The organism is Agreia sp. PsM10, from assembly GCF_030433855.1.
Taxonomy (GTDB): Bacteria; Actinomycetota; Actinomycetes; order Actinomycetales; family Microbacteriaceae; genus Agreia.
In genome coordinates, this window is record NZ_JARUXC010000001.1 from 146,315 (window position 1) to 170,154 (window position 23,840).

20 protein-coding genes and 1 tRNA gene are annotated in these 23,840 nt (G+C 66.3%); 10 read left to right on the top strand and 11 right to left on the bottom strand.

All coding sequences use genetic code 11. The annotated features are described in order from the left end of the window. The first annotated feature begins 95 nt into the window (after positions 1 to 95). The 6 genes from QCD70_RS00710 to QCD70_RS00735 all read left to right on the top strand — a co-directional run bounded on the left by QCD70_RS00710 (position 96) and on the right by QCD70_RS00735 (position 7,087). A complete protein-coding gene (locus tag QCD70_RS00710; protein ID WP_441004902.1) occupies positions 96 to 1,208 on the top strand; it encodes a YlbL family protein in 1,113 nt (370 codons plus the stop codon). 81 nt (positions 1,209 to 1,289) lie between these two features. Next, a complete protein-coding gene (locus tag QCD70_RS00715; protein WP_441004894.1) occupies positions 1,290 to 4,253 on the top strand; it encodes a UPF0182 family membrane protein in 2,964 nt (987 codons plus the stop codon). Between the two features lie 53 nt (positions 4,254 to 4,306). After that, positions 4,307 to 4,380 (top strand) — tRNA-Met (locus tag QCD70_RS00720). A 392-nt stretch (positions 4,381 to 4,772) separates the two neighbouring features. Further along, positions 4,773 to 5,477 carry a hypothetical protein gene (locus QCD70_RS00725; RefSeq protein WP_301213200.1) on the top strand — a complete coding sequence of 235 codons (705 nt, stop codon included), beginning with the start codon at positions 4,773 to 4,775 and terminating at the stop codon, positions 5,475 to 5,477. A gap of 296 nt (positions 5,478 to 5,773) precedes the next feature. Next, entirely contained in the window at positions 5,774 to 6,208 is a 435-nt protein-coding gene (locus tag QCD70_RS00730) for a hypothetical protein (protein WP_301213201.1), read from the top strand. Between the two features lie 9 nt (positions 6,209 to 6,217). Continuing rightward, positions 6,218 to 7,087 carry a hypothetical protein gene (locus QCD70_RS00735; RefSeq protein WP_301213202.1) on the top strand — a complete coding sequence of 290 codons (870 nt, stop codon included), beginning with the start codon at positions 6,218 to 6,220 and terminating at the stop codon, positions 7,085 to 7,087. Between the two features lie 439 nt (positions 7,088 to 7,526). Here QCD70_RS00735 and QCD70_RS00740 read toward each other — a convergent pair whose 3' ends face one another. From QCD70_RS00740 to QCD70_RS00770, 7 genes are all read right to left on the bottom strand, one after another. Further along, positions 7,527 to 7,814, bottom strand: a complete 288-nt coding sequence (locus QCD70_RS00740; RefSeq protein ID WP_301213203.1) for a hypothetical protein — start codon at positions 7,812 to 7,814, stop codon at positions 7,527 to 7,529. A 26-nt stretch (positions 7,815 to 7,840) separates the two neighbouring features. Continuing rightward, complete coding sequence (locus QCD70_RS00745) at positions 7,841 to 8,707, bottom strand: TetR/AcrR family transcriptional regulator (protein WP_301213204.1); 867 nt, start codon at positions 8,705 to 8,707, stop codon at positions 7,841 to 7,843. A 90-nt stretch (positions 8,708 to 8,797) separates the two neighbouring features. Further along, positions 8,798 to 9,307 (bottom strand): DUF2017 family protein, encoded by a 510-nt coding sequence (locus QCD70_RS00750; RefSeq protein ID WP_301213205.1) that lies wholly within the window; start codon positions 9,305 to 9,307, stop codon positions 8,798 to 8,800. After that, positions 9,304 to 9,588: an ATP-dependent Clp protease adapter ClpS gene (gene clpS, locus QCD70_RS00755; protein ID WP_301213206.1), complete on the bottom strand. Its 285-nt coding sequence runs from the start codon at positions 9,586 to 9,588 to the stop codon at positions 9,304 to 9,306. The genes QCD70_RS00750 and clpS overlap by 4 nt, the downstream gene beginning before the upstream one ends. Positions 9,589 to 9,590: 2 nt before the next feature. Further along, a complete protein-coding gene (locus QCD70_RS00760) occupies positions 9,591 to 11,318 on the bottom strand; it encodes a hypothetical protein (protein ID WP_301213207.1) in 1,728 nt (575 codons plus the stop codon). A 90-nt stretch (positions 11,319 to 11,408) separates the two neighbouring features. After that, the gene (locus QCD70_RS00765; RefSeq protein WP_301213209.1) at positions 11,409 to 12,836 is read right to left on the bottom strand and encodes an NAD(P)/FAD-dependent oxidoreductase; all 1,428 of its coding nucleotides are present in this window, start codon (positions 12,834 to 12,836) and stop codon (positions 11,409 to 11,411) included. Between the two features lie 35 nt (positions 12,837 to 12,871). Beyond that, complete coding sequence (locus QCD70_RS00770) at positions 12,872 to 13,849, bottom strand: sugar-binding transcriptional regulator (RefSeq protein ID WP_301213210.1); 978 nt, start codon at positions 13,847 to 13,849, stop codon at positions 12,872 to 12,874. A gap of 112 nt (positions 13,850 to 13,961) precedes the next feature. Between QCD70_RS00770 and QCD70_RS00775 the strand changes: the two genes are divergently transcribed. The 3 genes from QCD70_RS00775 (at position 13,962) to glpK (ending at position 18,189) form a co-directional block, all read left to right on the top strand. Then, entirely contained in the window at positions 13,962 to 15,725 is a 1,764-nt protein-coding gene (locus tag QCD70_RS00775) for a glycerol-3-phosphate dehydrogenase/oxidase (RefSeq protein WP_301213211.1), read from the top strand. 139 nt (positions 15,726 to 15,864) lie between these two features. After that, positions 15,865 to 16,626, top strand: a complete 762-nt coding sequence (locus QCD70_RS00780) for an MIP/aquaporin family protein (protein WP_301213212.1) — start codon at positions 15,865 to 15,867, stop codon at positions 16,624 to 16,626. 45 nt (positions 16,627 to 16,671) lie between these two features. Then, entirely contained in the window at positions 16,672 to 18,189 is a 1,518-nt protein-coding gene (glpK, locus tag QCD70_RS00785; protein ID WP_301213213.1) for a glycerol kinase GlpK, read from the top strand. A 77-nt stretch (positions 18,190 to 18,266) separates the two neighbouring features. On the opposite strand, the gene QCD70_RS00790 is transcribed toward glpK, so the two are convergent. Both QCD70_RS00790 and QCD70_RS00795 read right to left on the bottom strand, forming a co-directional pair. Further along, positions 18,267 to 19,214, bottom strand: a complete 948-nt coding sequence (locus QCD70_RS00790; RefSeq protein ID WP_301213214.1) for an aldose 1-epimerase family protein — start codon at positions 19,212 to 19,214, stop codon at positions 18,267 to 18,269. A 26-nt stretch (positions 19,215 to 19,240) separates the two neighbouring features. Then, entirely contained in the window at positions 19,241 to 20,722 is a 1,482-nt protein-coding gene (locus QCD70_RS00795) for an MFS transporter (RefSeq protein ID WP_301213215.1), read from the bottom strand. Positions 20,723 to 20,780: 58 nt separating this feature from the next. Between QCD70_RS00795 and QCD70_RS00800 the strand changes: the two genes are divergently transcribed. Beyond that, a complete protein-coding gene (locus QCD70_RS00800; protein WP_301213216.1) occupies positions 20,781 to 21,389 on the top strand; it encodes a TetR family transcriptional regulator in 609 nt (202 codons plus the stop codon). Here the strand turns inward: QCD70_RS00800 and prpB are convergent. Continuing rightward, positions 21,352 to 22,266 carry a methylisocitrate lyase gene (prpB, locus tag QCD70_RS00805; RefSeq protein WP_301213217.1) on the bottom strand — a complete coding sequence of 305 codons (915 nt, stop codon included), beginning with the start codon at positions 22,264 to 22,266 and terminating at the stop codon, positions 21,352 to 21,354. The genes QCD70_RS00800 and prpB overlap by 38 nt on opposite strands. Further along, positions 22,266 to 23,783 carry an MmgE/PrpD family protein gene (locus QCD70_RS00810; RefSeq protein ID WP_301213218.1) on the bottom strand — a complete coding sequence of 506 codons (1,518 nt, stop codon included), beginning with the start codon at positions 23,781 to 23,783 and terminating at the stop codon, positions 22,266 to 22,268. The genes prpB and QCD70_RS00810 overlap by 1 nt, the downstream gene beginning before the upstream one ends. Between the last annotated feature and the right edge of the window lie 57 nt (positions 23,784 to 23,840).

A 23,840-nucleotide genomic window follows, 5' to 3' on the forward strand; every position in this document is an offset into this window, starting at 1 on the left:
CGTCCACCCGCATCCGACCCCATTTTTCTCATCCCCCTAGGAGACACGTGAGCCTGTTCGGTCCTGATGACGCGGATCGCGTCGGCTCGCCGTTCGTGCTGCGCTCTCCCGAAGAGATCGCCGCGGAGCGCCGCACGGCCCGCCGCCGCACGACAGGATGGACCGTGCTCGTCGTGGCGCTGGTCCTGGGCCTCGTCATGAGCTTCCTCCCCACTCCCTACGTCATCGAGCAGCCCGGGCCCGTGTTCGACACCCTCGGCTCGCAGGAGGTCGACGGCACCGAGACCCCTCTCATCTCCATCGACGGCGAGACGACCTACCCCACCTCGGGAACCCTCGACATGCTGACCGTCTCGGTCGTCGGTTCGCCCGAGCAGACCCCCTCGTGGGCCGAGGTCGTGCAGGCCTACTTCGACAGCAGTAAAGCGGTCGTGCCGCTCGAGTCCATCTATCCGCCCGATGTCACGACCGAGGAACGCGACGAGCAGAACGCCGCCCTGATGGTCGACAGCCAGCAGGAGGCGATCGCGGCCGCCCTCAGCAGCCTCGGCTACGACTTCACCACCAGCGTCAGCGTCGGAAGCGTGTCGAAGGACTCTCCCGCCGAGGGCGAACTCGAGGCGGGCGATATCGTGACGAGCGTCAACGGGCAGGCCGTCGACTCGATCGACGAGCTCCGGGCGGCCGTCGCGGAGAACGGCACCGGCAAGCCCGCCGTCGTCGACGTGACGCGCGACGGAGCGCCGGTCGAGGCATCCATCACCCCGATCACCAGCGGCGACACGTCGGTACTGGGAATCGGCGTGCAGGCCAGCTTCGAGTTCCCCTTCGACGTGAAGATCCAGCTCGACAACGTGGGCGGGCCCAGCGCCGGCATGATGTTCGCGCTCGGCATCATCGACAAGCTCAGCGAGGGCGAGCTCAACGGTGGCGAGAAGGTGGCCGGCACGGGCACCATCTCGGCAGACGGCACGGTCGGGCCCATCGGCGGAATCCGCCAGAAGCTGTACGGCGCGCGCGACGCCGGTGCCGACTACTTCCTGGCGCCCGCGTCGAACTGCGACGAGGTCACGGGTCACGTGCCCGACGGCATCCGGGTCTTCGCCGTGGCGACGCTCGACGACTCGCTGGCCGCGCTCTCGGCGATCTCGAGCGGCGACGGCATGGATGCCCTGCCGAGCTGCGACACGACCACCGCAGCGGGGTAGTCGTACAGAGGCCGCGCGACCGGCCGTGTTCTCCCGAGGCGCAACGCCCGACGGGGGAGTTCTCAGCCTGCCTTGTCTAGGATGGTCGGACACCGCACCGCTGTAAAGAGGCCCCCACACGTGACTTCCCAAACCGCCGAGAAGCCCATCAGAAGATCCCGCGCACCCTTGGCGATCACCATCGCCATCGTCGTTGCTCTCGCAATCGCGTTCTTCGCTTTCTCCAATCTCTACACCGAAATCCTCTGGTACGACCAGGTCGGCTTCGTCGACGTGCTCACCACCCAGTGGGCCGCGGGCGGGGTGATGTTCTTCGTCGGCTTCCTCGCCATGGCCATCCCTGTCTGGGCGTCCATCGAGATCGCCTTCCGCTGGCGACCGGTCTACGCGAAGCTCAACTCGCAGCTCGACCGCTACCAGCAGATCGTCGAGCCGTTGCGTCGTCTCGCATCCATCGGTATCCCGGTCGTGCTGGGCATCTTCGCCGGTGTCGCCACGGCGTCACGGTGGCAGCTCACCCTGATGTACCTGAACCGCACTCCCACGGGCGAGACCGACCCGCAGTTCGGGCTCGACATCTCGTTCTTCCTCTACGACCTGCCGTTCTTCCGCGGCGTCGTCGGCTTCGCGTCTGCCGTCATCCTCGTAGCCGGCATCGCCGCGCTCGCCACCAGCTACCTGTACGGCGCCATCCGCGTCGCGGGTCGCGAGGTGCGCATCTCGAAGACGGCACGCATCCAGATCGCCATTCTCGCCGCCCTCTATCTTGCGGTGCAGGCGGCCAGCATCTGGCTCGACCAGTACTCCACGGTCACCAACGGCACGGGCAAGCTCATCACCGGTGCCACCTATGCCGACGTCAATGGAACCATTCCCGGACTGTCGATCCTCGCGGGCATCGCGGGCATCGTGGCGCTGCTCTTCATCGTCGCCGCCGTCATCGGCCGCTGGCGCCTGCCCATCATCGGCACGGTGCTGCTCATCGTGTCGAGCCTCATCCTCGGATCGCTGTATCCGTGGGTCGTGCAGCGCTTCCAGGTTGACCCGTCGGAGCGGTCGCTCGAATCCGAGTACATCCAGCGAAACATCGATTCGACGCGCGACGCCTACGGCGTGTCCGATGTCGAGGAGACCGAGTACGACGCCACGACCGACGCCACCGCGGGCGCACTGAGGCAGGATGCGGTCACGACCGCGAACATCCGCATCATCGACCCGGCTCTCATCTCCGACACGTACAAGCAGCTCGAGCAGTTCCGGCAGTACTACCAGTTCCCGCAGTACCTCGACGTCGACCGCTACAACATCGACGGCACCGTGCAAGACGCTGTCACGACCGTGCGCGACCTGAACCTCGACGGTCTGGGCACCTCGAACACCTGGTACAACCAGCACATCGTCTACACCCACGGCTACGGTCTGGTCGCCGCGTTCGGCAACCAGCGCTCGGTCGACGGGCAGCCCGTGTTCCTCGAGTCCGGCATCCCCTCGACGGGTGATCTCGGCGACTACGAGCCGCGCGTCTACTTCGGAGAGTCGAGCCCCGACTACTCGATCGTGGGTGGCCCCGAGGGCGGGCCCAAGAACGAGCTCGACTACCCGTCGGGTGAAGAGGGCGAGCAGCAGACGTACACCACGTTCGCCGGCGACGGCGGGCCGAAGCTCGACAATGTCTTCAACCGCCTCGTCTACGCGCTCAAGTTCCAGTCCGAGCAGATCTTCCTCTCAGACGGTGTCACCGATCAGTCGCAGATCCTCTACGACCGCGATCCCGCGCAGCGCGTGTCGAAGGTCGCTCCGTACCTCACCATCGACTCCGATCCCTACGCATCGGTCGTCGACGGCAAGGTCGTCTGGATCGTCGACGGCTACACGACGAGCGCGAACTACCCGTATTCGCGCACCGAGAGCCTCTCCGACGTGATCGCCGACACCTACACGCCGCGGCCCGCCTTCGCGGTCGACGACATCAACTACATCCGCAACTCGGTGAAGGCCACTGTCGACGCCTACGACGGCAAGGTCACGCTCTACGCGTGGGACGACACGGACCCGCTGCTCAAGACCTGGCAGAAGATCTTCCCGTCGACCCTCAAGCCCATGAGCGACATGAGCGGCGACCTGCTGAGCCACGTGCGCTACCCGGCCGATCTCTTCAAGGTGCAGCGAGCCATCCTCGGCGAGTACCACGTCACCGACGCGGGATCGTTCTACTCCAAGCAAGACGCCTGGACCACGCCGAACGACCCGACGGCGCCGTCCGCGAGCCCGACGCTTCAGCCGCCGTACTACCTGACCCTGCAGATGCCGGGCCAGGAGGCTCCGTCGTACTCGCTCTACTCGACCTTCATTCCGGTGAATACTGGCGAGGGCAGTCGAAACGTGCTGAACGGATACCTGGCGGTCGACTCGAACGCCGGATCCGAAGACGGCAAGGTCTCCGACGACTACGGCAAGCTGAGGCTGCTGACCCTGCCGAAGGACGACACGGTGCCGGGTCCCGGCCAGGTGCAGAACAACTTCACGACAGACCCGACCGTGTCGCAGGCGCTCAACCTGCTGCGGCAGGGCGAGACGGAGGTCAAGAGTGGAAACCTGCTGACCTTGCCGGTCGGTGGTGGACTTCTCTACGTGCAGCCCGTCTACGTGCAGTCGACGGGTGGCACGAGCTACCCGCTGCTGCAGAAGATCCTCGTTGCGTTCGGAGACAAGATCGCCTTCGAAGACACGCTCGACGCGGCTCTCGACGAGCTGTTCGGCGGCGACTCCGGCGCAGTCGCGGGCGACGAGTCCGTTCCCGTGACCGACAGCGGCAACACGGCGACACCCGACGACACGGCGGGCACGACACCGGATGCCGGCACGCCGTCCACCGATACGCCGTCCACCGACACCGGGGGACTCACCCAGGCACTGCTCGACGCGAAGGCCGCCCTCGCAGACCGTGACGCCGCGATGAAGGCCGGCGACTGGACGGCCTACGGCGAGGCGGACGCCAAGCTGCAGGCCGCTCTCGACCGGGCTCTGGCGGCCCAGGGCCAGTAGAGCCGGCACCGTGGTCTGAACCCCTCGAACCCTGTGTTAGTCTTAACAGGTAGCGCGGGGTGGAGCAGTTCGGTAGCTCGCTGGGCTCATAACCCAGAGGTCGCAGGTTCAAATCCTGTCCCCGCAACAGAAGAAAGGCCCGGAATCACTGAGATTCCGGGCCTTTTGTTTTGATTGTCTACATCTGCTGACTCGACGTGACAGTCAGGAAGACAGTCTTCGGGCACTCGCAGGCGATCGGTTCCGGCTGGGCTGATGTTCAGTCGAGTAAACAACGCGGGCGCGGTTTCCTCTCCAGTGCGTGCGCCGCCGTGGCCGTGCAGCAGCTCTCACCTCTCAGCTGGCGAGCATGTTGATGCCATGGACGAGCCGAGACGGAACCTCGCAGGCGCAATGTCCGGCGCCGCCCGCGTGACCGACTCGATGCTCGTGACCTTTCGAGGCCACGCGTCATTGCAATACGGACTGTGCTGGATTGCGCTAGCATCGGGTCTGTTGGGGGCAACTCAGAAGGAAACCATGTCTTCGTTCAGTACCGTCCGACGACTTCTCGTTGGAACAGCGCTCACAACAGCCGCCATCGTCGGCGTAACTGCCGCACCAGCTCTGGCACTTCACGCAACCGATCCCATCGACGGCGAAACGGTCACGCTAGCAACAACGAGCTACGACGCCGGCTCGTGGGGAGACGGCTTCGGTTTCACCGTCGAGGATGTCAACTTCGGGGAGAACGGGCTGCCGAATCACATCTTCGTTTACGAGATCGGCACCATGGACTTGGCCACCGGCGCGTACGGGCACGTCGAAGGAATGCCCGCCCATACGGTGCTGCGACAGGACAATTCGACGTTTTCCGTTCCTCCCTACACGCCGGAGGTGATGAACCACGTCCTCCCCGAGGGCCAGACTTGGGCACTCATCTACGGGTATTTCCCATCGTTCAGTCCGTACGGTGCTTACTACTCGGCAGTACCGTTCGACGTTGTCGGAGATCTCGCTTCTCCGACCGACCCACCCACTGAGTCACCATCGATCCCGGCCGCTGCGGACCACAGCGACGCTGTCGACGAGGTACCCGTACCTGCAGAGCCTGAATCCGCAGTGAAGCCGCAACTGGCGGAAACAGGCACCGACCCGGTCGCCCCAGTGGTTCTAGGCGGCATGACCCTGGTGCTCGGTGTCATCGTGCTGACGGCTCGCCGTCGCGTCCGCTCGTCCCGGTAGCCCGCCTCCGCTGTGTCCTTGGGCTGGGAATTCACCGACGTCCAGGGGTGGCTATCCGATGTCCAACTCGCCTACGACTATCCCAACTCCGGAGCATATGCGGACGTCCTCGCCGGTTTGTACGTGGATGTCACCTGCTCATCGGGCGGAGACGCCCATGCAGCGTCCAGTGAGGTGCTGAAATCCACCGCGATCACGAGCACCTAGCGGACTACAACACAGGCTCGATTGAGCCCCAGCGGTGGAGTGAACGCCCGACAGGTTGGCGGTCGATCCCGACGAAGAAAGAGGAACCCATGGATATGCAGGAGATGGAAGAGCGCATCGAATTGTACGACCTCATCTTCGAGGCGCTGACGTATGGCGGCCGAATCGTGACGGACGGTGGTGCGCCCGGTGTGTTCGTCTTCTCGGAGGACACGGAGAATAACCGCACCATGACACGGACAGCCGCAGGAAATCTGGAGGACGGACGAGAAGTTGCACGGGCGGCGCTTATGACGAGCGGCCCTGGGGTTCTTCGGGCCGTGCTCCTGGCTGACGGCTACATCACCGTCGGTGGTGTTCGCACGGACGCGTTGATCGCGGAGGGGTACGAGTCGGGCGACGCGCAGAGTGTGATCGTGGCGCAGGCGTATTCAAGAAAGCGTCGCTTTCTTCGGTTCGTTGCCAATCTGGATGGGAAGCCCGTCAAGATCGGGCGCGGCAATCGCCTCCTACCTCAGGTCTGAATCCGCGCAATGGACAACGTGACAAGACGTGCAGGCAACATTCGGGTTCTGATGGTTGTGGCCATTCTGCTGGCGGGAATTCACGCTCTCGTCGCGTTCGGTGTCGGCGTGCCAGTTGTACCGGGCGTGGGACCACAGTTCCAAGCACCAGCCGAGATCCGCGTGACGCTCACGTCGGGCGAATCGTTGACACTCACTGCGCGCTACGAGGGCGCTGAGTCTCTGGCGAAGATCGGATGGTTCGACTCTTATGACGAACTGGCTGGCCCTTTCCGCTTCACCTCGACTCGAATCGACGAAACGAACTACGTGGGGCAAACCGTTCCTGTGACGCTGCGGTCCGACTCCCGCGCTCGGACGCGGATGATACTCAGTTATTCGTCGGAACGTGACGGGGCCCGTCCACCGGTGATTGATGACGAGTTCAACGACAAATCAGTCCTGTACTTCAGTAATGAAGGTGGCCTTCCGAATGTATCCGAAGACGACCGGGTCGATGAAGCCCTCGACCATTCGTCAGAGCGTTACCCAGCGTTGGCAGAGGTGACGACATCGGATCCCGCTGTGGTCGCGATCGAAGCGCGTGGTGGTCCGCGGCCTGGGGATCTGGAGTTGATTCCTGGCGGCAACGCCGACACCCGGCTCTGGGCCGTCGTGTTCGACTACGCGGCCCTTCACCAAGCGGGGAGAACCAACTTGTCCTTCCCGCTGTCTTGGTACGGAAGTCCGCCACTCCAGTGGTGGACGCACAATGCTTGGTGGATTTGTGCGGCATTTCTCGGATTCACAGCTGTACTTTTGACAGCGGGCGGTGCTCCGGAGCGTCGACGCGAGCGTGCAAAAAAACGGGCGAGGCGCGAGCTGCCTCTAGCACCGTAGCCGAGATAGACAAGACCTGCCTCATGGGGGCCGTCAAGCTCTGCTGTGACGATCCAGCGCGAATCTTTCTCGCTGGTGTCGCACAGGCACGGAGCAACCTGTGAGCGCGTGGTTGGCTGACGTGAGTCGGCATGCGATCACGGCACGCGGAGGAGGATCGACGATGCTTCTCGAGCTGCGACGGGTCGAGGGCACGGTGCTCTTTCATGCGGCCACGGTGGCTGCTCGCACCGATGCTTCGGTAGGCACTCGGAATCGCATCTGATGCCGCGATCAGCGCCGTTGTACTGGGTGAGTTGATAGACAACTCGGCGATCTTCACGGAGCGGAGGCTGAGCGCGGTGAAGCCGGATGCGATTGCGCTCCGGTCTATGGGGATTTTTGCCCTGGTCGTGTGTCGAGTCCGTAGAACCTGCGCATCGGGCCGCCCGTCGCCTCATCATTCCTGCGCGATGACCGTCCACCCCGTCGACCGGGCGATGAGCGGCTGAAGCTCCGACACCGCGGTCCGGGCGTCCGCCTGGCTCTTCCAGTGCCAGATGGTGAGCACGAGCGGGTAGTGCGGGTCGACCTCGTCGACGTACACGTCAAGCGTGGTGTCGGATGTCGGCCGCAGGTACTCGGCGCCGTCGTCGTCGACCTCCAAAGGAAACCGGAGAATGGAGCCGAGCTCCAGGATCGCCTCGCGCCGCGTGATCCGCGCGTCGGCGCGCATGAATGCGGTCATGGCCTCCCCGTGGGCGCGATGGGGAGTCACGCGTCGGCAGGGGGCACGGAATCGGCCCCGGTCGCAGTCGCGAGTTCTTTCAGGTAGGCGTCGATCGTCCGAGGATCGAAGTCCGGGTCGACGACGAGAAAGGCGTCGTAGATGGCGAGGAAGCCGATCGCCGACGGAGCCCACTCGGTGGGCTCATCGGTGAGGGTCGGCGGGCCGAGGTAGAAATTGTCTGTGACGGCGGGGTTCGAGAGGTGGCGCACGGCGAGCCCCTCGACGATCGCGGACCCGAGAACGGCATAGAGGGTGAAACCGCCCGCGAAGTCGTCGCGCAGCTTGAAGCCCAACAATCGTCCCATGGCCTCGTGAAACGAGGCCATGGCTTCGACGAAGCGGTCGCTTCCGCGGCGGAGGGTCTCGGCAACCCTGCGCAGGCTCTCGCTGCCGTCGTCGGCGAGAAGGGCTGCCGAGGTGGCGAGGAACGACTGCCACGCTGCGGAGTCGATCGTGCTGTAGTAGTTCTGCTCGAGCACCACCCGGATGAGTTCGAGGATGAGCCTCCTTCGCCCGTCTGCCGTCGCGTGCAGATCAGGGCGGGAGGCGACGATCTCAATAGCCGTGCGCAGGGCGCGATCGTCGCTGAGCTGGTCGGCGAACGTGGCCGCCGCCTCGTTGAGGAGCTCTCCGATGAACGCGTCTCTCGACTTCCACAGCCGGTAGACCGAACTCTTCGACACGCCGGCCGCGGCGATCACGTCGTCCATCTGCAGGCCGGGGAACCCCAGGGTCATGCCGCGCGTGCCGGTCGTGGCCAGAGCGGCGTCGAACATGCGGCGCCGGATCTGCTCCGACGTCATCCGACCTTGCCGGGCTCGCTCGATCGAGGTGCCGTGATCGTCTGCCATGCGCATACTCCCCGTGGATCGTCCATCCTCCAGTCTCGCGGTCGCGAGGTCACGCCCGAAATGCTGGATGGGACGCGGAGTCCCAACGGGTCAGGAGAAGTCGGGATCGAGGGCGCGCAGCAGCGACTCCTGCACGAAGCCGACCCAGCCGTACACCTCGAGCACGAAGCGATCATCGGTGTCGATGAGCAGCTCGTCTCCGTCGTGCTCGATGCCCAGACCGGCCGCGATGGTGAGCCGGATGTCGGTGAGACTGCGCAACCATGCACTCGCGGCCGCCGCATCCAGATTCACCCGCACGGCGCCCGCCCACTCGTCACGCTCACCGAAGGCCTCGACCAGGAGCTCGGCATTGTGCACCTTGCGCTCGACGAGCCCTTCAGAGGTGAATCGACGGAACTCGGCATCGTTCTCGGCCCCATCGCCGTAGGCGGCAGGCAGCAGCCTGTCGAGGGCGCGGGAGCTCTGCGAGTCGGGATCGAGCGTGTCGGCGTCGGCGAGAAGCGAATGGACGTCGGTGGCGAGCGTCACGAGGATCTCGGCCTCAGCTCGCTCGAACGACGCACCGATGAGGTCGCCCTGACGAACGAACGGAGTCATGCGTCGACCTTCTGCAGCGTCGCCCACAGGCCGAATTCGTGCATGGCCTCGACGTGCCGCTCCATCTCCTCGCGAGTTCCCGTGGCCACGACCGCACGCCCCTCCGTGTGCACCTGCATCATCCGACGCTCGGCCTCGGGCTTCGAGAACCCGAAGTAGCTGCGGAACACGTACGACACGTACGACATGAGGTTCACCGGGTCGTTCCACACCAGGGTGATCCACGGAGAGCCGAGCTGCAGCTGCTCATCGAGTTCGGCCTGGTCGAGGGTCTGTGCCACGACTACGACGCGTCGACGGTCTCGTCCGACTCGATGTCGTCGAGGGCGTTGAGCACGCGTACGGCAGCGTCGTTCGCACCGATCGCGTATTCGTTGGTCTCGGTCTCGTCGACCAGTTCTTCGGTCGCGATCTGCTCGATGCGGCTGATCTTCTGCTCGAGGGCCGAGGTGGTCGACTGCACGAACTGAACCAGCCGCTGCTCGGGAGCGTTGTCCTCTGTCCAGTCGCCGACGACGTCGGCGTCGGCGAGAGCGGCCACGGTGAGCCGGAGCCGGTTCTCCCACTCGCCGCGCTGGGCGGTGACGCCGTCGAGTTCCTCGATGGCGGCGTCGCGCTGGGCGTCGCTGCGGTCGCGTTCTTCGCGCAGCGCCGCGATCTGCGCCCGGCTGGCCTCGAGTTCGGATGCCGCCTGCTCGGCTCGAGCGATGGCCGCGGCCAGATCGTCGTGAACGTCGGGCAGACCGCTGTCGGCGTGTGCCGAGCCCGCCTGCAGCTGAGCAGCCAGCGCCTCCTTCTCGGAGATCAGCTCGGTGGTCTGGCGCTCGTGACTGGCCGCGAGTTCGGCCACCTGTGCGTCGTGCGCCGCCTTCAGCTCGTCGATCTGCTGCTGGTGGGCCTCGTCGATCGCGCGGAGCTGCGTGTCGTGCTCCGCGGCCAGCGCGGTGACATCGGTCGTGCGGGTTCCCTCGAGCTCGGCCACCTGGGATTCGAGTCGCGCGGTGAGTTCGGCGACCTGCGCGTCGCGCTGGGCGCGGAGCTCGGCGAGTTCTGCGGTGAGCGAAGCGACCTCGGTCTCGCGCTGGGCGTGCAGGCCGGCGATCGTCGCGTCTCGCTCGCTGCGCAGGGCAGCGACCTCGTTCTCGCGCTGGCTCGTGAGAGCGGCGACCTCGGCGGCGAGTCGAGAGTTCAGCTCGGCGACCTCGGAGTCGCGCTGCTGCTGCAACGCGGCGAGATCGGCGTCGCGCTGAGTCGACAGCGAGACGAGCTCGTTCTCGCGCTGCTGGTGCAGGGCCGCGACGTGCGCGTCGCGCTCGTTCGAAAGGGCGGCCAGCTCGGCCTCGCGCTGCTGGTGGGCGGCGCTGACGTCTGCCTCGCGCTGGGCGGTGAGTGCGGCGACCTCGGCAGCCAGTCGAGTCGACAGCTCGCCGACCTCGAACTCGCGCTGCTGGTGCAGCCCCGCGACCTCGGCCTCGCGTTGCGCCGTGAGAGACGCCACCTGGTTCTGGAGCTCGGCACGCAGTCTGTCGACCTCGGCCTCGGCGGCCTCGGCCCGTGCGGTCTGGTCGATGAGCTGCTGCTGCAGATCGGCTGCGTGCGCCTGCGACTCGGCCAGCTGCGCCGACACGTCTGTCAGGTGGGCTTCGGCGTTGATCCTCGCCTCGTCGCGGGCCTGCCGGTCTTCGATGACGCTGTCGAGGTGCAGACGGATGATCTCGAGAGGGTCTTCGGTGGTCTCGAGGTTGACGATCGGTTCGAGCTCGGGCTGCACATAGGCCGGCTTGGCCGTGGGGTCGATGAGGTGGTGGCTGAAGAGCTCGTCGGTGACAGGACGGTAGCGCGCCTGGAAGTCCTCGGATCCCACCTTGACTGCAGCATCGATGAGCCTGATGGCGAAGCGGTCACGCCCCGAGAGCACCAGGGGCGAGTCGGTCTGCGCCGGCGCGGGCGCGCGGTTCGACTCGTTCTGGGGCGGGTTCTCGGGTTCGGGGGAGAGGGCGTCGAAAGTCATTGAACTCCTTCGGTGTCCGGGTCGAGCGGAAACCGTCGCGGGGTCGGGCAGGCCGTTTTTCAGGATACCGGGCCTCAGCCCGGCATGGGGTCAGGAATCGAAACCCAGCCCCACGGCATCCAGAGCCTTGAGGATGCCGTTTCGGCGCCCACCATGGTGATCGGCCCGGTCGAGCGACCATCTCGTCGTCTGGATTCCCAGGGAGGCCACCGGCTCCGGCGGAAACGGGAGTGGACGGCGGCGGACCATCTCGAGACTCGTGCGCTCCGTGACCTCGCCGTCGAGCAGATCGAGCATCACGTTCGCCGCGAAGTGCGTGGCCGCGACGCCGAGGCCGGTATAGCCCGCCGCATACGCCACGCGACCCTGCCGTGCCGCGCCGTAGAACGCGCAGAACCGGGTGCAGGTGTCGATCGCGCCAGCCCACCGATGCGAGAAGCGCAGGCCCTCGAGCTGGGGAAAGGTCGTGAAGAAGTGCTCCGCAAGTCGGCGGAAGGTCTCGGGACGGTCCTCGTAGGAGGGGCGGACCCGAGCTCCGTAGTGATAGATCGCGTCGTAGCCGCCGAACAGGATGCGGTTGTCGTGGGAGAGCCGGTAGTAGTGGAACTGGTTGGCGCCATCACCCAACCCCTGCCGGTTCGCCCAGCCGATCGAGCGGAGCTGCTCGTCGCTCAGCGGCTCGGTCATGAGCACGTAGTCGTAGACGGGCACCGTCGCGAGCCGGTTGCGACGGAGAAGCGATGGGAACACGTTCGTTCCGAGGGCGACCCGACGGGCGGTGACCCGGGCGTTGTCGGTGACGACGGTCACGGGCGCGGTGGGGGAGCCGCTGCTCGAGGAGATGGACCGCACGGGAGTGTTCTCGAAGATCTCCACGCCGAGCTCCTCGGCCACCCGCGCGAGTTCGGCGGCCAGTCGGGCGGGGTGCACCAGGGCGGAGGTGCGCTTCTCCCACAGGGCGGCGAGGTAGGTGGGGGAGTCGACCTGACGCCGCACGGCATCGGTGTCGAGAAACACCGTGTGCTCGTCGGTGGTCGCCGCGCGAAGGGCATCGACCTGGTAGGGCTCGACGGCGAGCGAGAGGGCCCCGTTGCGCTCGAAGTCGCACTCGAGTGCATACTCGTCGACCGCGCGTTCGATCTCGTCGAGATTCTCGAGGCCGAGCTCGATCAGGCGATCGATCTCGGAGGGAAAGCGACTGCGTCCGTTGTCGTCGCCGTGCGTGAGGCTCGCCTCGACGAAGCCTCCGTTGCGCCCGGATGCCGCCCAGCCGACCGTCTTGGCCTCGAGAAGCACCACCCGCGCATCCGGATGGCGGCGCTTGGCGAGGACGGCGGTCCACAGGCCGCTGTAGCCTCCTCCGACGATAGCGAGGTCGGCGCTGACAGGCGCGTCGAGGCGGTGCCTGCGCGGCTGGGTGATGTCGTCGATCCAGAACGGACGCTGCACGGCTGCGCTCAGTGCGTGCTCCACGATGCGTGCCGACGGTCGGGAGCGTTCGAATACGGTCTGCGCCATACCCCAGTATGACGCGGCGACGCCGGTTCGCGCGGTCAGGCCACGTCGTCGGTGAGAAGGTGCGCGGTGGGCTCGTCGATGATCAGATCGGTGATGAGACCTGCGGCCAGGGCCCCTCGCAGGGCCGGAAGCTTCGACTTTCCGCTCACGACACAGATGCGGCGGGCGACACGCGACACCAGTTCGAGGCTGGGTCCGCTGGTGCGGGAGTTCATGGGGATGTCGGTCGACGACCCGTCAGCGCGATAGAAGACTGTTGCGACGTCTCCCACGACGTCGGAGCCGGTCAGGGATGCGTAGTCGGACTCGTCGAGATAGCCGCCGATGTAGACGTGGCTGGGCACGTCGGCGAAGGGCGAGCCGAGGCCGAACAGCGCGATGTCCATGCGCTTCTGAATGTCGAGGACGCGCCGGATGGCGCGCTCGCGCCACATGGCCTGCTTCGTCTCGGCGTCATCGAAGAAGGCGGGAACGGGGAACTGCTGCACCGCAGCCCCGAAGGCCACGCCGAAACGCGTCATGATCTCGCTCGCGTAGACGATGCCGGTCGTCTGGTAGTTGGCTGCTCCGTTGAGCTGCACCAGTGTCGTGTTGTGGGTCACCTTCTCGGGAATGTGGCGGCTCACCGCGCTGATGGTCGACCCCCAGGCGATGCCCACGGTCATGTTCGAGTCGACGAAGGGGGTGAGAATGCGTGCAGCCGAGACGGCGACGCGTTCGAGCCGGTCGACCTCGTTCGTCGAGGCGGGCACGGGCACGATGTGCGCGGTCACGCCGTAGCGCTCGCGGATGCGCTGCTGCGATGTCGAGACGCGTTCGGCCGGCGACTTCACCTGGATCTCGACGAGCCCGGTTTCACGCGCGAAACTCAGCAGTCGGGAGATCGACGAGCGCGATGTGTGCAGCTCGTGGGCGATCGCCTCCATGGTGATGTCCTGCAGATAGTAGAGCTGGGCGGCGCGCAGGGCGTCGCGCGATTTCTCAGCGTGCTGGTCGGCCGAAGCGATGGTCATGCCGACATTCTTCCACGCCGTGCACGTCTGTGCATAACGCTTGAACAATTGTGTGCAGGTGTCAGACTCAAGGGGTAATCAAGGAACTTACTTACACGAAGGCGAGTACACAGTGAGTGCACCAGTCGTTTCCCCCTCAAGCCAGCCGGAACTCCGGCCCGATGTCGTCGGGCTCGTCGAGAACCCCCGAGCACAGGTGCTCGTGATCGGCGGTGGCATCAATGGAATCGCGACGTTCCGCGACCTCGCCCTGCAGGGTGTGGATGTCGTGCTCGTCGAGCGCAGTGACTACTGCTCGGGCGCATCCGCGGCCTCGAGCCACATGATCCACGGCGGCGTGCGCTACCTCGAGAACGGCGAGTTCCGTCTCGTGCGCGAATCGGTGCAGGAGCGCAACCGTCTGCTCCGCCTGGCTCCGCACTACGTGAAGCCCCTGCCCACGACGATCCCCATCTTCTCGACGTTCTCGGGCATCGTCTCGGCCCCGCTGCGCTTCCTCACCCACAAGCAGGGAAAGCCGAAGGAGCGCGGCGCGCTGCTGATCAAGCTCGGCCTGCTCGGCTACGACTCGTTCTCGCGCGACGGCGGATCCGTTCCGCGCCACCAGTTCGCCGGCCGCAAGAAGTCCCTCGCCAAGCTGCCCCAGTTGCGCCCCGACGTGAAGTACACGGCCACGTACTTCGACGCCGCCGTCGAGAACCCCGAGCGCCTCGCGCTCGATCTCGTCGAGGATGCCCGCGCAACCGGCACGCACGCCCGCAGTGCGAACTACGTCGAGGCGATCGGCGTGAGGGGCGACCAGGTCGTTCTTCGAGACACCGTTTCGGGTCGGGAGTTCAGCATCGCCGCCGACGCCGTCGTGAACACGACGGGGCCATGGACCGACCTCACCAACGACGCACTCGGCATGCCGAGCACGTTCATGGGCGGTACGAAGGGCTCCCACATCGTGCTCGACAACCCGGCCCTCTACAAGGCCTGCGCGGGCGGCGAGGTCTTCTTCGAGAACAACGACGGCCGCATCGTGCTGATCTACCCGCTCAACGGCCGTGTCCTCGTCGGAACGACCGACCTCGAGGCCGACATCACGAAGCCCGCCGTGTGCACGGAGGAGGAGGTCGACTACTTCTTCAAACTCGTGTCGCACGTTTTCCCACGCATCCCCGTCGACCGTTCGCAGATCGTCTACCGCTATTCCGGCATCCGTCCGCTGCCGAAGCACGACGACACCGCACCCGGATTCGTCTCCCGCGACTACCGCATCGAGCCGTCGCGCCTCGGTGGCGGTTCGAAGGTTCCCATGCTGAGCCTCGTGGGCGGAAAGTGGACCACGTTCCGTGCGCTCTCCGAGCACCTCACCAACGAGACGCTCGAGCTGATCGGTCGCACCCGCAGCGTCAGCACCGAGAAGCTTCCCATCGGTGGCGGAGTCGGGTTCCCGACCACCCCTCAGGCGAGCGATTCCTGGGTCGCGGCACACGCATCCGATCTGGGTGCCGACCGCGCCCGTGCCCTGCTGGCACGCTACGGAACCAAGGCCGACCGGGTCATCGGAGCACTGGCCGACTCCTCCAACGATGAGGCGCTCGCTCACGTCGCAGGATTCTCTGCCGCGGAGATCGCCTTCCTCGTCGAGAACGAGTTCGTCGTGCACCTCACCGACCTGGTGCTCCGCCGCACCATTCTGGCCTTCGTGGGAGATCTCGACCAGGCCGCGTTCGATGAGCTGAGTTCGGTCGTCGCAGAGGCGCTCGGGTGGTCGGCCGAGCAGCTCGCAGAGGAGCGCGCCGTCGCGGTGAAGGACCTCGCGCTGTTCCACGGACTCGAGCTCGACGCGTCGGCGACCGCTTCTGCGGCCGTCGTCGCGGCGGAGTGAGCGCGCGCAGTCTGAACAGACGTGCAGGCGAATCTGTTGTTGGACTCGACGACTGATCGCTAGCGTCATGGAGGGGCCGACGTCGGTCGGCCCCTCATTCTCATCAAGGTGACGTGGACGTCACACAAGGAAGGTCAACGTGGACAATCTCGGAGTTGTATTTCTCGCTGAACTGGTAGGCACGGCCCTGCTCGTTCTTCTCGGTTGCGGCGTCGTCGCCAACGTCGCTCTCGTGAAGAACAAGGGTTTCAATGGCGGGTTCCTGATGGTGAACATCGGGTGGGGCTTCGCCGTGTTCTCGGGTGTGATCGTGTCGTACAACAGTGGTGCGCACCTGAACCCCGCCGTGACCCTCGGCCTCGTCGCGAACGGCGCCACCGAGTTCGGTTCCGGCGTTCCCGTGAACATCGTGTCGATCCTCACCTACATCGCCGCCCAGCTGCTGGGTGCGATCATCGGCGCCGTGTTCGTCTGGCTCGCCTACAAGCAGCACTTCGACGAAGAGCCCGACGCGGCCAACAAGCTCGGCGTGTTCTCGACGGGACCGGCGATCCGCTCCTACGGGTGGAACTTCCTGACCGAGGTCATCGGCACGTTCGTGCTGGTGTTCGTGGTCATCGGCTTCGGTGGCGGCAGGCAGGGTGAGGGCGGCCTCGCGGCCCTGGGTGCTCTTCCCGTGGCGATCCTCGTGATCGCGATCGGCGCATCCCTCGGTGGCCCGACCGGGTACGCCATCAACCCGGCCCGTGACCTCGGCCCGCGCATTGCGCACTTCCTCCTCCCGATCAAGGGCAAGGGCTCCTCCGACTGGTCCTACTCCTGGGTCCCGGTCCTCGGCCCCATCGTCGGAGGCGTGCTGGCCGGCTTCGCCGCCGTACCGCTTCTCCCCATCCTCACGTAACTCACCATCCCGGCTCAGCAGAACCACATAACGAAGGAGTTAGTCATGAGCAAGTACGTCATTGCGATCGACCAGGGAACCACGAGTTCCCGCGCGATCATCTTCAACCACGAGGGCGGAATCGTCTCGACGGGTCAGAAGGAGCACGAGCAGATCTTCCCGAAGGCGGGCTGGGTCGAGCACAACCCGAAGGAGATCTGGGACAACGTCCGCGAGGTCATCGGCCAGGCGCTCTCCAAGGCCAACCTCACGCGCCACGACATCGTCGCGGTCGGCATCACGAACCAGCGCGAGACCGCCGTTGTGTGGGACAAGAACACCGGCGAGCCGGTCTACAACGCCATCGTCTGGCAGGACACCCGCACCCAGTCCATCGTCGACCGCCTCTCGGCCGACGGCGGCGGAGACCGCTTCAAGGACACGGTCGGCCTTCCTCTCTCGACGTACTTCGCGGGCACCAAGATCGTCTGGATCCTCGAGAACGTCGAAGGCGCCCGCGAGCGCGCCGAGGCCGGCGACCTCATCTTCGGAACGACCGACACGTGGGTTCTCTGGAACCTGACCGGCGGCGTCAACGGCGGTGTGCACGCGACCGACGTGACCAACGCGAGCCGCACTCTCTTCCTCGACCTCAAGACCCTCGAGTGGGACGACGAGATCCTGAAGGCGTTCGATGTTCCCAAGTCGATGCTCCCCGAGGTGCGCTCGTCCTCCGAGGTCTACGGCACCGTGTCCGACTCGAGCCTGCTGCGCGAGGTGCCCGTCGCCGGAATCCTGGGCGACCAGCAGGCCGCCACGTTCGGCCAGGCCGCCTTCGACAAGGGCGAGGCGAAGAACACCTACGGCACGGGAAACTTCCTGATCTTCAACACCGGCACCGACATCGTCAAGAGCGAGAACGGCCTGCTCACCACCATCGGCTACAAGCTCGGCGACGGCGAGACCCACTACGCCCTCGAAGGCTCCATCGCCGTCACCGGCTCGCTGGTGCAGTGGCTGCGCGACAATCTGGGCATCATCCAGAGCGCTCCCGACATCGAGGTGCTCGCGAAGACGGTCGACGACAACGGCGGTGCCTACTTCGTGCCGGCCTTCTCGGGCCTCTTCGCGCCGCACTGGCGATCGGATGCCCGGGGCGCGCTGGTCGGGTTGACCCGGTTCGTGAACAAGGGCCACATCGCCCGCGCCGCGCTGGAGTCCATCGCATTCCAGACGCGCGAGGTTCTGGATGCGGTCAACGCCGACTCGGGTGTGCCGCTCACCGAGCTCAAGGTCGACGGCGGAGCCACGGCCAACGACACCCTGCTGCAGTTCCAGGCCGACATCCTGAACGTGCCGGTCGTGCGTCCGGTGGTCGCCGAGACCACGGCCCTCGGCGCCGCCTACGCCGCCGGCCTCGCGGTGGGCTACTGGGACAACCTCGACGACCTGCGCAAGAACTGGCAGGAAGATCAGCGGTGGACGCCCAACATGGACGACGCCGAGCGCGAGCGCCTCTATCGCAACTGGAAGAAGGCCGTCACGAAGACCCTCGACTGGGTCGACGAGGACGTCGTCGAGTAACCGCGGCTCGACTGCACAGGCCGTTCCCTGAGCCTTGCCTGCGTGCATCCCTTCGACAGGCTCAGGGAACGAGTCCGTTAAAGGGCGAAGATCGTCCAACCGGCGGTGTGCTCCTCGCCCGGGTCGAGCACGACGAGGTCGGTGCCCGTGTTGAAGGCGTCGGGCGGGCAGGTCATGGGTTCGACCGCGAGCCCGAGCCTGTTGATCGCCGGCTCGGGCTGGTCTGCCGTGTGGATCTGGACCCACTGGCACTCCGTTCCCCAGCTGATGCCGACGCCTGACGAGCCGTCGTGGGTGGTGACCCGCACGGTGGCGAGTCCCGAGGCATCCCGCTCGAGCTCGGTGAATGCGTGGTCGATGAACGTCGAGTCGATGGGGCGGGATGCGACGAAGTCGAACGCTCCGTCGTCTTCGAGCTCGACGTCGGCGAGGTCGATGGGGATCAGCCGGTCGGGCGTGACGGTGAGCACGGCTCGTGCGGGCAATTGGAGCGACCAGTCGTCCACGCGGCCCGGCCCCGCGACGAGATACGGATGCGGGCCGGTTCCGTACGGTGCGGCATCCGGGCCCGTGTTCGCGGCCCGGATGGTGGTCGACAAGCCGTCGGCCGAGAGCTCGTAGCGAGCGATCAGGTCGATGCGGAACGGGTAACCCGTCTGGGCCTCGACGCGGAAGGCCAGTTCGACGAAGGCTTCGCCCGCCGCCACGAGCGACCACTCCTGCCAGGCAGCCAGGCCGTGCAGCGCGTGGCCGCGCTTCGGCTCGGTGAGCGCCAGCTCGTACTCGGTGCCACGGAAGGTGTAGCGGCCGTCGACCACGCGGTTCGGCCAGGGGGCGAGTACGGCGCCCCGAAAGGCCGGACGCACCTCGTCGGCGTCGAAGGGAACCACGAGGTCTCGGCCTCGATGGCGCAGTGTGCGCAGGCTGGCACCCACCCCCGCGATGTGCGCGGTGTAGTCGCCGAAGGTCAGTGCGTATTCGGTTCCTGACAGCGGGATGTCGGACCGGGTGGAGGCAGTGTTCATAGTGCCTCCACCGTAGTGGCTCGGGCTCAGCCCAGGTGAACCGCGTCGGGCACGTTCATCAGCTCGTCTTTCGACGGACGCACGAGGAAGAACGAGATCGGCGCGGCCAGCAGGATGAGCCCGGCAGCCCAGAGGAAGGCGGTGGAGTAACCGCTCACGAAGGCCTCGAGCTGCGCCGTCTCGGAGGGGGGATTCGCGGCCAGGTAAGCGGAGATCGCCGCGGTGTAGAGCGCGGTGAACAGGGCCGTTCCGATCGATCCGCCGATCTGCTGGGTCGCAGACACGGCCGCGCTGGCGACTCCGGCGTCGTGTTCGTCGATGCCGGAGAGCGCCACGTTCTGCAGGGGAACGAAGATGCAGGCGAGTCCGATGCCGAGCAGGATGACGCCGGGCAGAACCTGGACGACGTAGTCGCCCTCCACGGTGATGAACGACAACCAGCCGAGGCCGGCCGCGGCCACGATCGGGCCGACGGTCATCGGAATGCGCACGCCGATCACGGGCAGGAACCTCGAGAGAACCGTGGCGCCGATCATGATGGTGAACGTCATGGGCAGCGAGGCGAGGCCGGACTGCAAGGGCGAGAAGCGCAGGACGATCTGGAAGTAGAACGTGAGGAAGAGCAGGCCGCCGAGAAGCGCCGCACCGGTGAGGAGCGAGACGAGGAATGCCCCGCCGCGAACGCGGTTGAGGATGACCCGCAGAGGCAGGAGCGGGTTGGACGCCCGCGACTCGACCCAGACGAAGGCGGCGAGCAGAACGACGCCGAGGGCGAGGAAGCCGATCGTCTCCCAACGGCCCCATCCGTTCTCGGCCTGCGAGAAGCCGTAGACGAGCGAAGCGAGACCGCCGACGACGAGCACTGTTCCGGGGAGGTCGTAGCGCGTGTTGCCGTGTGCGCGGCTCTCGCGGATCAGGGGGAAACCAGCAACGATCGCGACGATGGCGATGGGCACGTTGACCAGCAGGCACCAGCCCCAGCTCGCGTACTCGGTGAGCACGCCTCCGAGCAGCAGGCCCACGGCCGCGCCGCCTCCACCGATCGCTCCGTAGACCGCGAAGGCCTTGATGCGGTCTTTGCCGTTGGGGAAGGTGATCGTCAGGATGGCGAGGGAGGCGGGGGCGAGAAGTGCCGCGAATGCGCCCTGCAGGCCGCGGGCGATGAGCAGCTGCTCGGTCGTCGCGGCGAATCCACCGATTCCGGAGGCGATGGCGAAGCCGATCATGCCGAGCATGAACGACCGCTTGCGACCCCAGTAGTCCGCGATGCGTCCGCCGAGCAGGAGAAGCGATCCGAAGGCGAGGGCGTAGATCGTGACGACCCATGTCCTGTCACCGTCGCTCATGCCCAGCTCGATCTGCGCGTCGGGAAGGGCGATGTTCACGATCGTGCCGTCGAGTACGACCATGAGCTGCGCGAGTGCGAGGACGGCGAGCAGCCACCACCTGCGGGGGTGTGCGGCGTGATCGTGGACGGCCTCGGTCGAGGCGGTGGAGGGGGACGTCATGAAGAAGCGGGATCCTATTCGTACGAACTGGTTGGTTGGCTTAGCTAGACTATCAGCCATGAGAAGCGATGGTGAAGCGACCAGAAGACGAATTCTCGATGCCGCACGCACGGAGTTCGCCGACTTCGGGCTCGCGGGAGCGCGAGTCGACCGGATCGCCGCGGCGGCCAGCGCCAGCAAGGAGCGGCTCTACGCCTACTTCGGCGACAAGGTCTCGCTCTTCCAACAGGTTCTCGAGCTCAACCAGCACGATGTCGCCGATGCCATACCGATCGACGTCGACAACCTGCCCGAGTTCGTGGGGCGGGTCTTCGACCACACGATCACGCATCCCGAGCATCTGAGGATGCTGCACTGGGCCCGGCTCGAAGGGATCTCGGCTCTGCTCGTCGACGAGGACCGCTCGCGACTCTTCTCCGAAGGAGAGCTGCTTCGCCGGGCACAGATCGACGGCCGCATCGACGACGAGTGGGAGCCGGAGGATCTCGTGGCGATGCTGTTCGGCCTGGCCTCCACCTGGGCGAGCGCCCCGGGGATCTTCGCCGACTCCGGGCTCGTCGTGACGCCGGAGGTCGTGGCACGGCGGCGCGCGTCGGCGGTTCGGGCCGCCGCGAGGCTGGTGCAGCCCGCTACGACGCCCCGAAATGCCGATCGAGCGAGAAGTTGAAGACGCCAGAGTCGAATGAGTTGTACGCCTCGTAGTCGAGAACCTCGTAGAGCCTCGCGCGGGTCTGCATCTCGGGCAGCATCGAGGTCAGCGACCCCTCCCGCGTGATCGTGTCGAGCCCCCTCTCGGCGGCGCCCATGGCGAGCCGGAGCAGGGACACGGGGAAGATCACCAGGTTGAGGCCGACGTCGGCGAGCTGCTGGGTGGTGAAGAGCTCGCTCTTGCCGAACTCGGTCATGTTCGCGAGGATCGGCACGTCGACGGCGGCACGAACGGCCGCGAACTCCTCGAGAGAGGCCATGGCCTCCGGGAAGATCGCATCCGCTCCCGCATCGACGAGAGCCTTGGCGCGGTCGACCGCGGCCTGTAGGCCGTCTACCCCACGCGCATCCGTTCTGGCCATGATGAGGAAGTTCGGGTCGCGGCGCGCCTCGACGGCGGCCTTGATGCGCTTGAGTGCGGTGTCGAGGTCGACGACCTGCTTGCCGTCGAGATGACCGCAGCGCTTCGGGTTGACCTGGTCCTCGAGGTGGAGCCCTGCGACGCCGGCGTCTTCGAGCGTCTGGACGGTGCGGGCCACGTTCATCGGCTCGCCGAATCCCGTGTCGGCGTCGACGAGCGACGGGAGATCGGTCATGCGGGCGATCTGCTGGGAGCGGCCGGCGACCTCGGTGAGGGTGGTGAGTCCGATATCGGGGAGGCCGAGGTCGGCGGAGAGCACGGCACCCGAGATGTAGACCCCGTCCATACCCTTCTCCTGGATCAGCTTCGCCGACAGGGGATTGAACGCGCCCGGGAAGAGTTGCAGTCTGCCGCTCGAGAGTCCCGCGCGGAGAGCGACGCGCTTGTCTGCCGCGGTGGTGGGGGCGTAGAGCATCAGAAGAGTCCCTTCGGGGTCGGGATGCCGCCGAACAGGCCGGGCCTCGCCGTGATCGTGAGGCCCGCGAGTTCGTCGGCGCGGAGCTCGGGCAGTCGAGCCGCGACCGAGAGGAAGCGCTCGATCTCGGCCTGTTCGAGCACGCCCTCGGCCAGCGTGCGGAACTTCGAGACGTACTGTTCGCGGGCGAATGGGCGAGCGCCGAGCGGGTGCGCATCGGCGACGGCGATCTGATCGGTGATGACCGTGCCGTCAGTGAGCAGGATCTCGACCCGGCCTCCGAACGCCTTCTCCTGGGGGTCGATCGAGTGGTACCGCCTCGTCCACTCGGAGTCCTCGACGGTGCGCACGGTCTTCCAGAGGCGCACGGTGTCATCCCGATTCGCGCGCTGCGGGGTGTAGGAGTCGACGTGGTGCCAGGCGCCGTCCTGCAGCGCGACCGTGAAGATGTAGGGGATCGAGTGGTCGAGCGTCTCCCTCGACGCGGTCGGGTCGTACTTCTGCGGGTCGCCGGCCCCCGAGCCGATCACGACGTGCGTGTGGTGGCTGGTGTGGATCGTGATGCTGCCGATTCGCTCGGGGTGCTCGACGAGAACCGGATGCTCGTGGTGCAGCTTGCGTGCCAGGTCGATCCAGGCCTGTGCCTGGTATTCGGCCGAGTGCTCCTTCGTGTAGGTGTCGAGGATTCCGCGCTTCGATTCGCCGGCGACGGGCAGCGGCACCTCGTAGGCGGCGTCGGGGCCGTCGAGCAGCCAGGCGATGACCCCGTCTTCGCCCTCGTAGATGGGTGTCGGGCTCGTCTCGCCGCGCATGGCCCGATCGACGGCCTCGACGGCCATCTTGCCGGCGAACGCCGGAGCGTGGGCCTTCCACGACGAGATCTCGCCCTTGCGGGACTGCCGCGTCGCGGTGGTGGTGTGCAGGGCCTGGCCCACGGCCTGGAAGATCGTCTCGACGTCGAGACCCAGGAGGGTGCCGATGCCGGCCGTCGCCGACGGGCCGAGGTGCGCCACGTGGTCGATCTTGTGGGCGTGCAGGCTGATGGCGCGAACGAGATCGACCTGGATCTCATAGCCCGTCGCGATGCCTCGCACCAGTTCGGCCCCCGTGCGACCGGCGTGCTGGGCCACGGCCAGAATCGGCGGGATGTTGTCGCCCGGGTGGGAGTACTCCGCCGCGAGGAACGTGTCGTGGAAGTCGAGCTCTCGCACGGCGACGCCGTTGGCCCAGGCCGCCCACTCGGGCGAGAATCGCGCATCCGATGCCAGGCCGAACACGGTCGAGCCGGGGGAGTAGGGGTGGCGTTCGGCCTGCGAGCGCGCCGACACGACCGGCCTGCGCGTGAGCGAGGCCGCGGCGACCGCGGCGTTGTCGATCACCCGGTTGATGATCATCTCGGTGACATCGGCGTCGACCGCAACCGGGTCGGCGGCGACCTCGGCGATGGCGTGCGCGAGCTGGTCGGCGCGCTCCAGGGAATCGGAACTGGGGTGGACGCGAACGGAGTGGAGCTTCACGGGATGCGATGTCCTTTCGAGAAAACGGCGCGGCCGTGCGGCGGCTACAAACAGGCT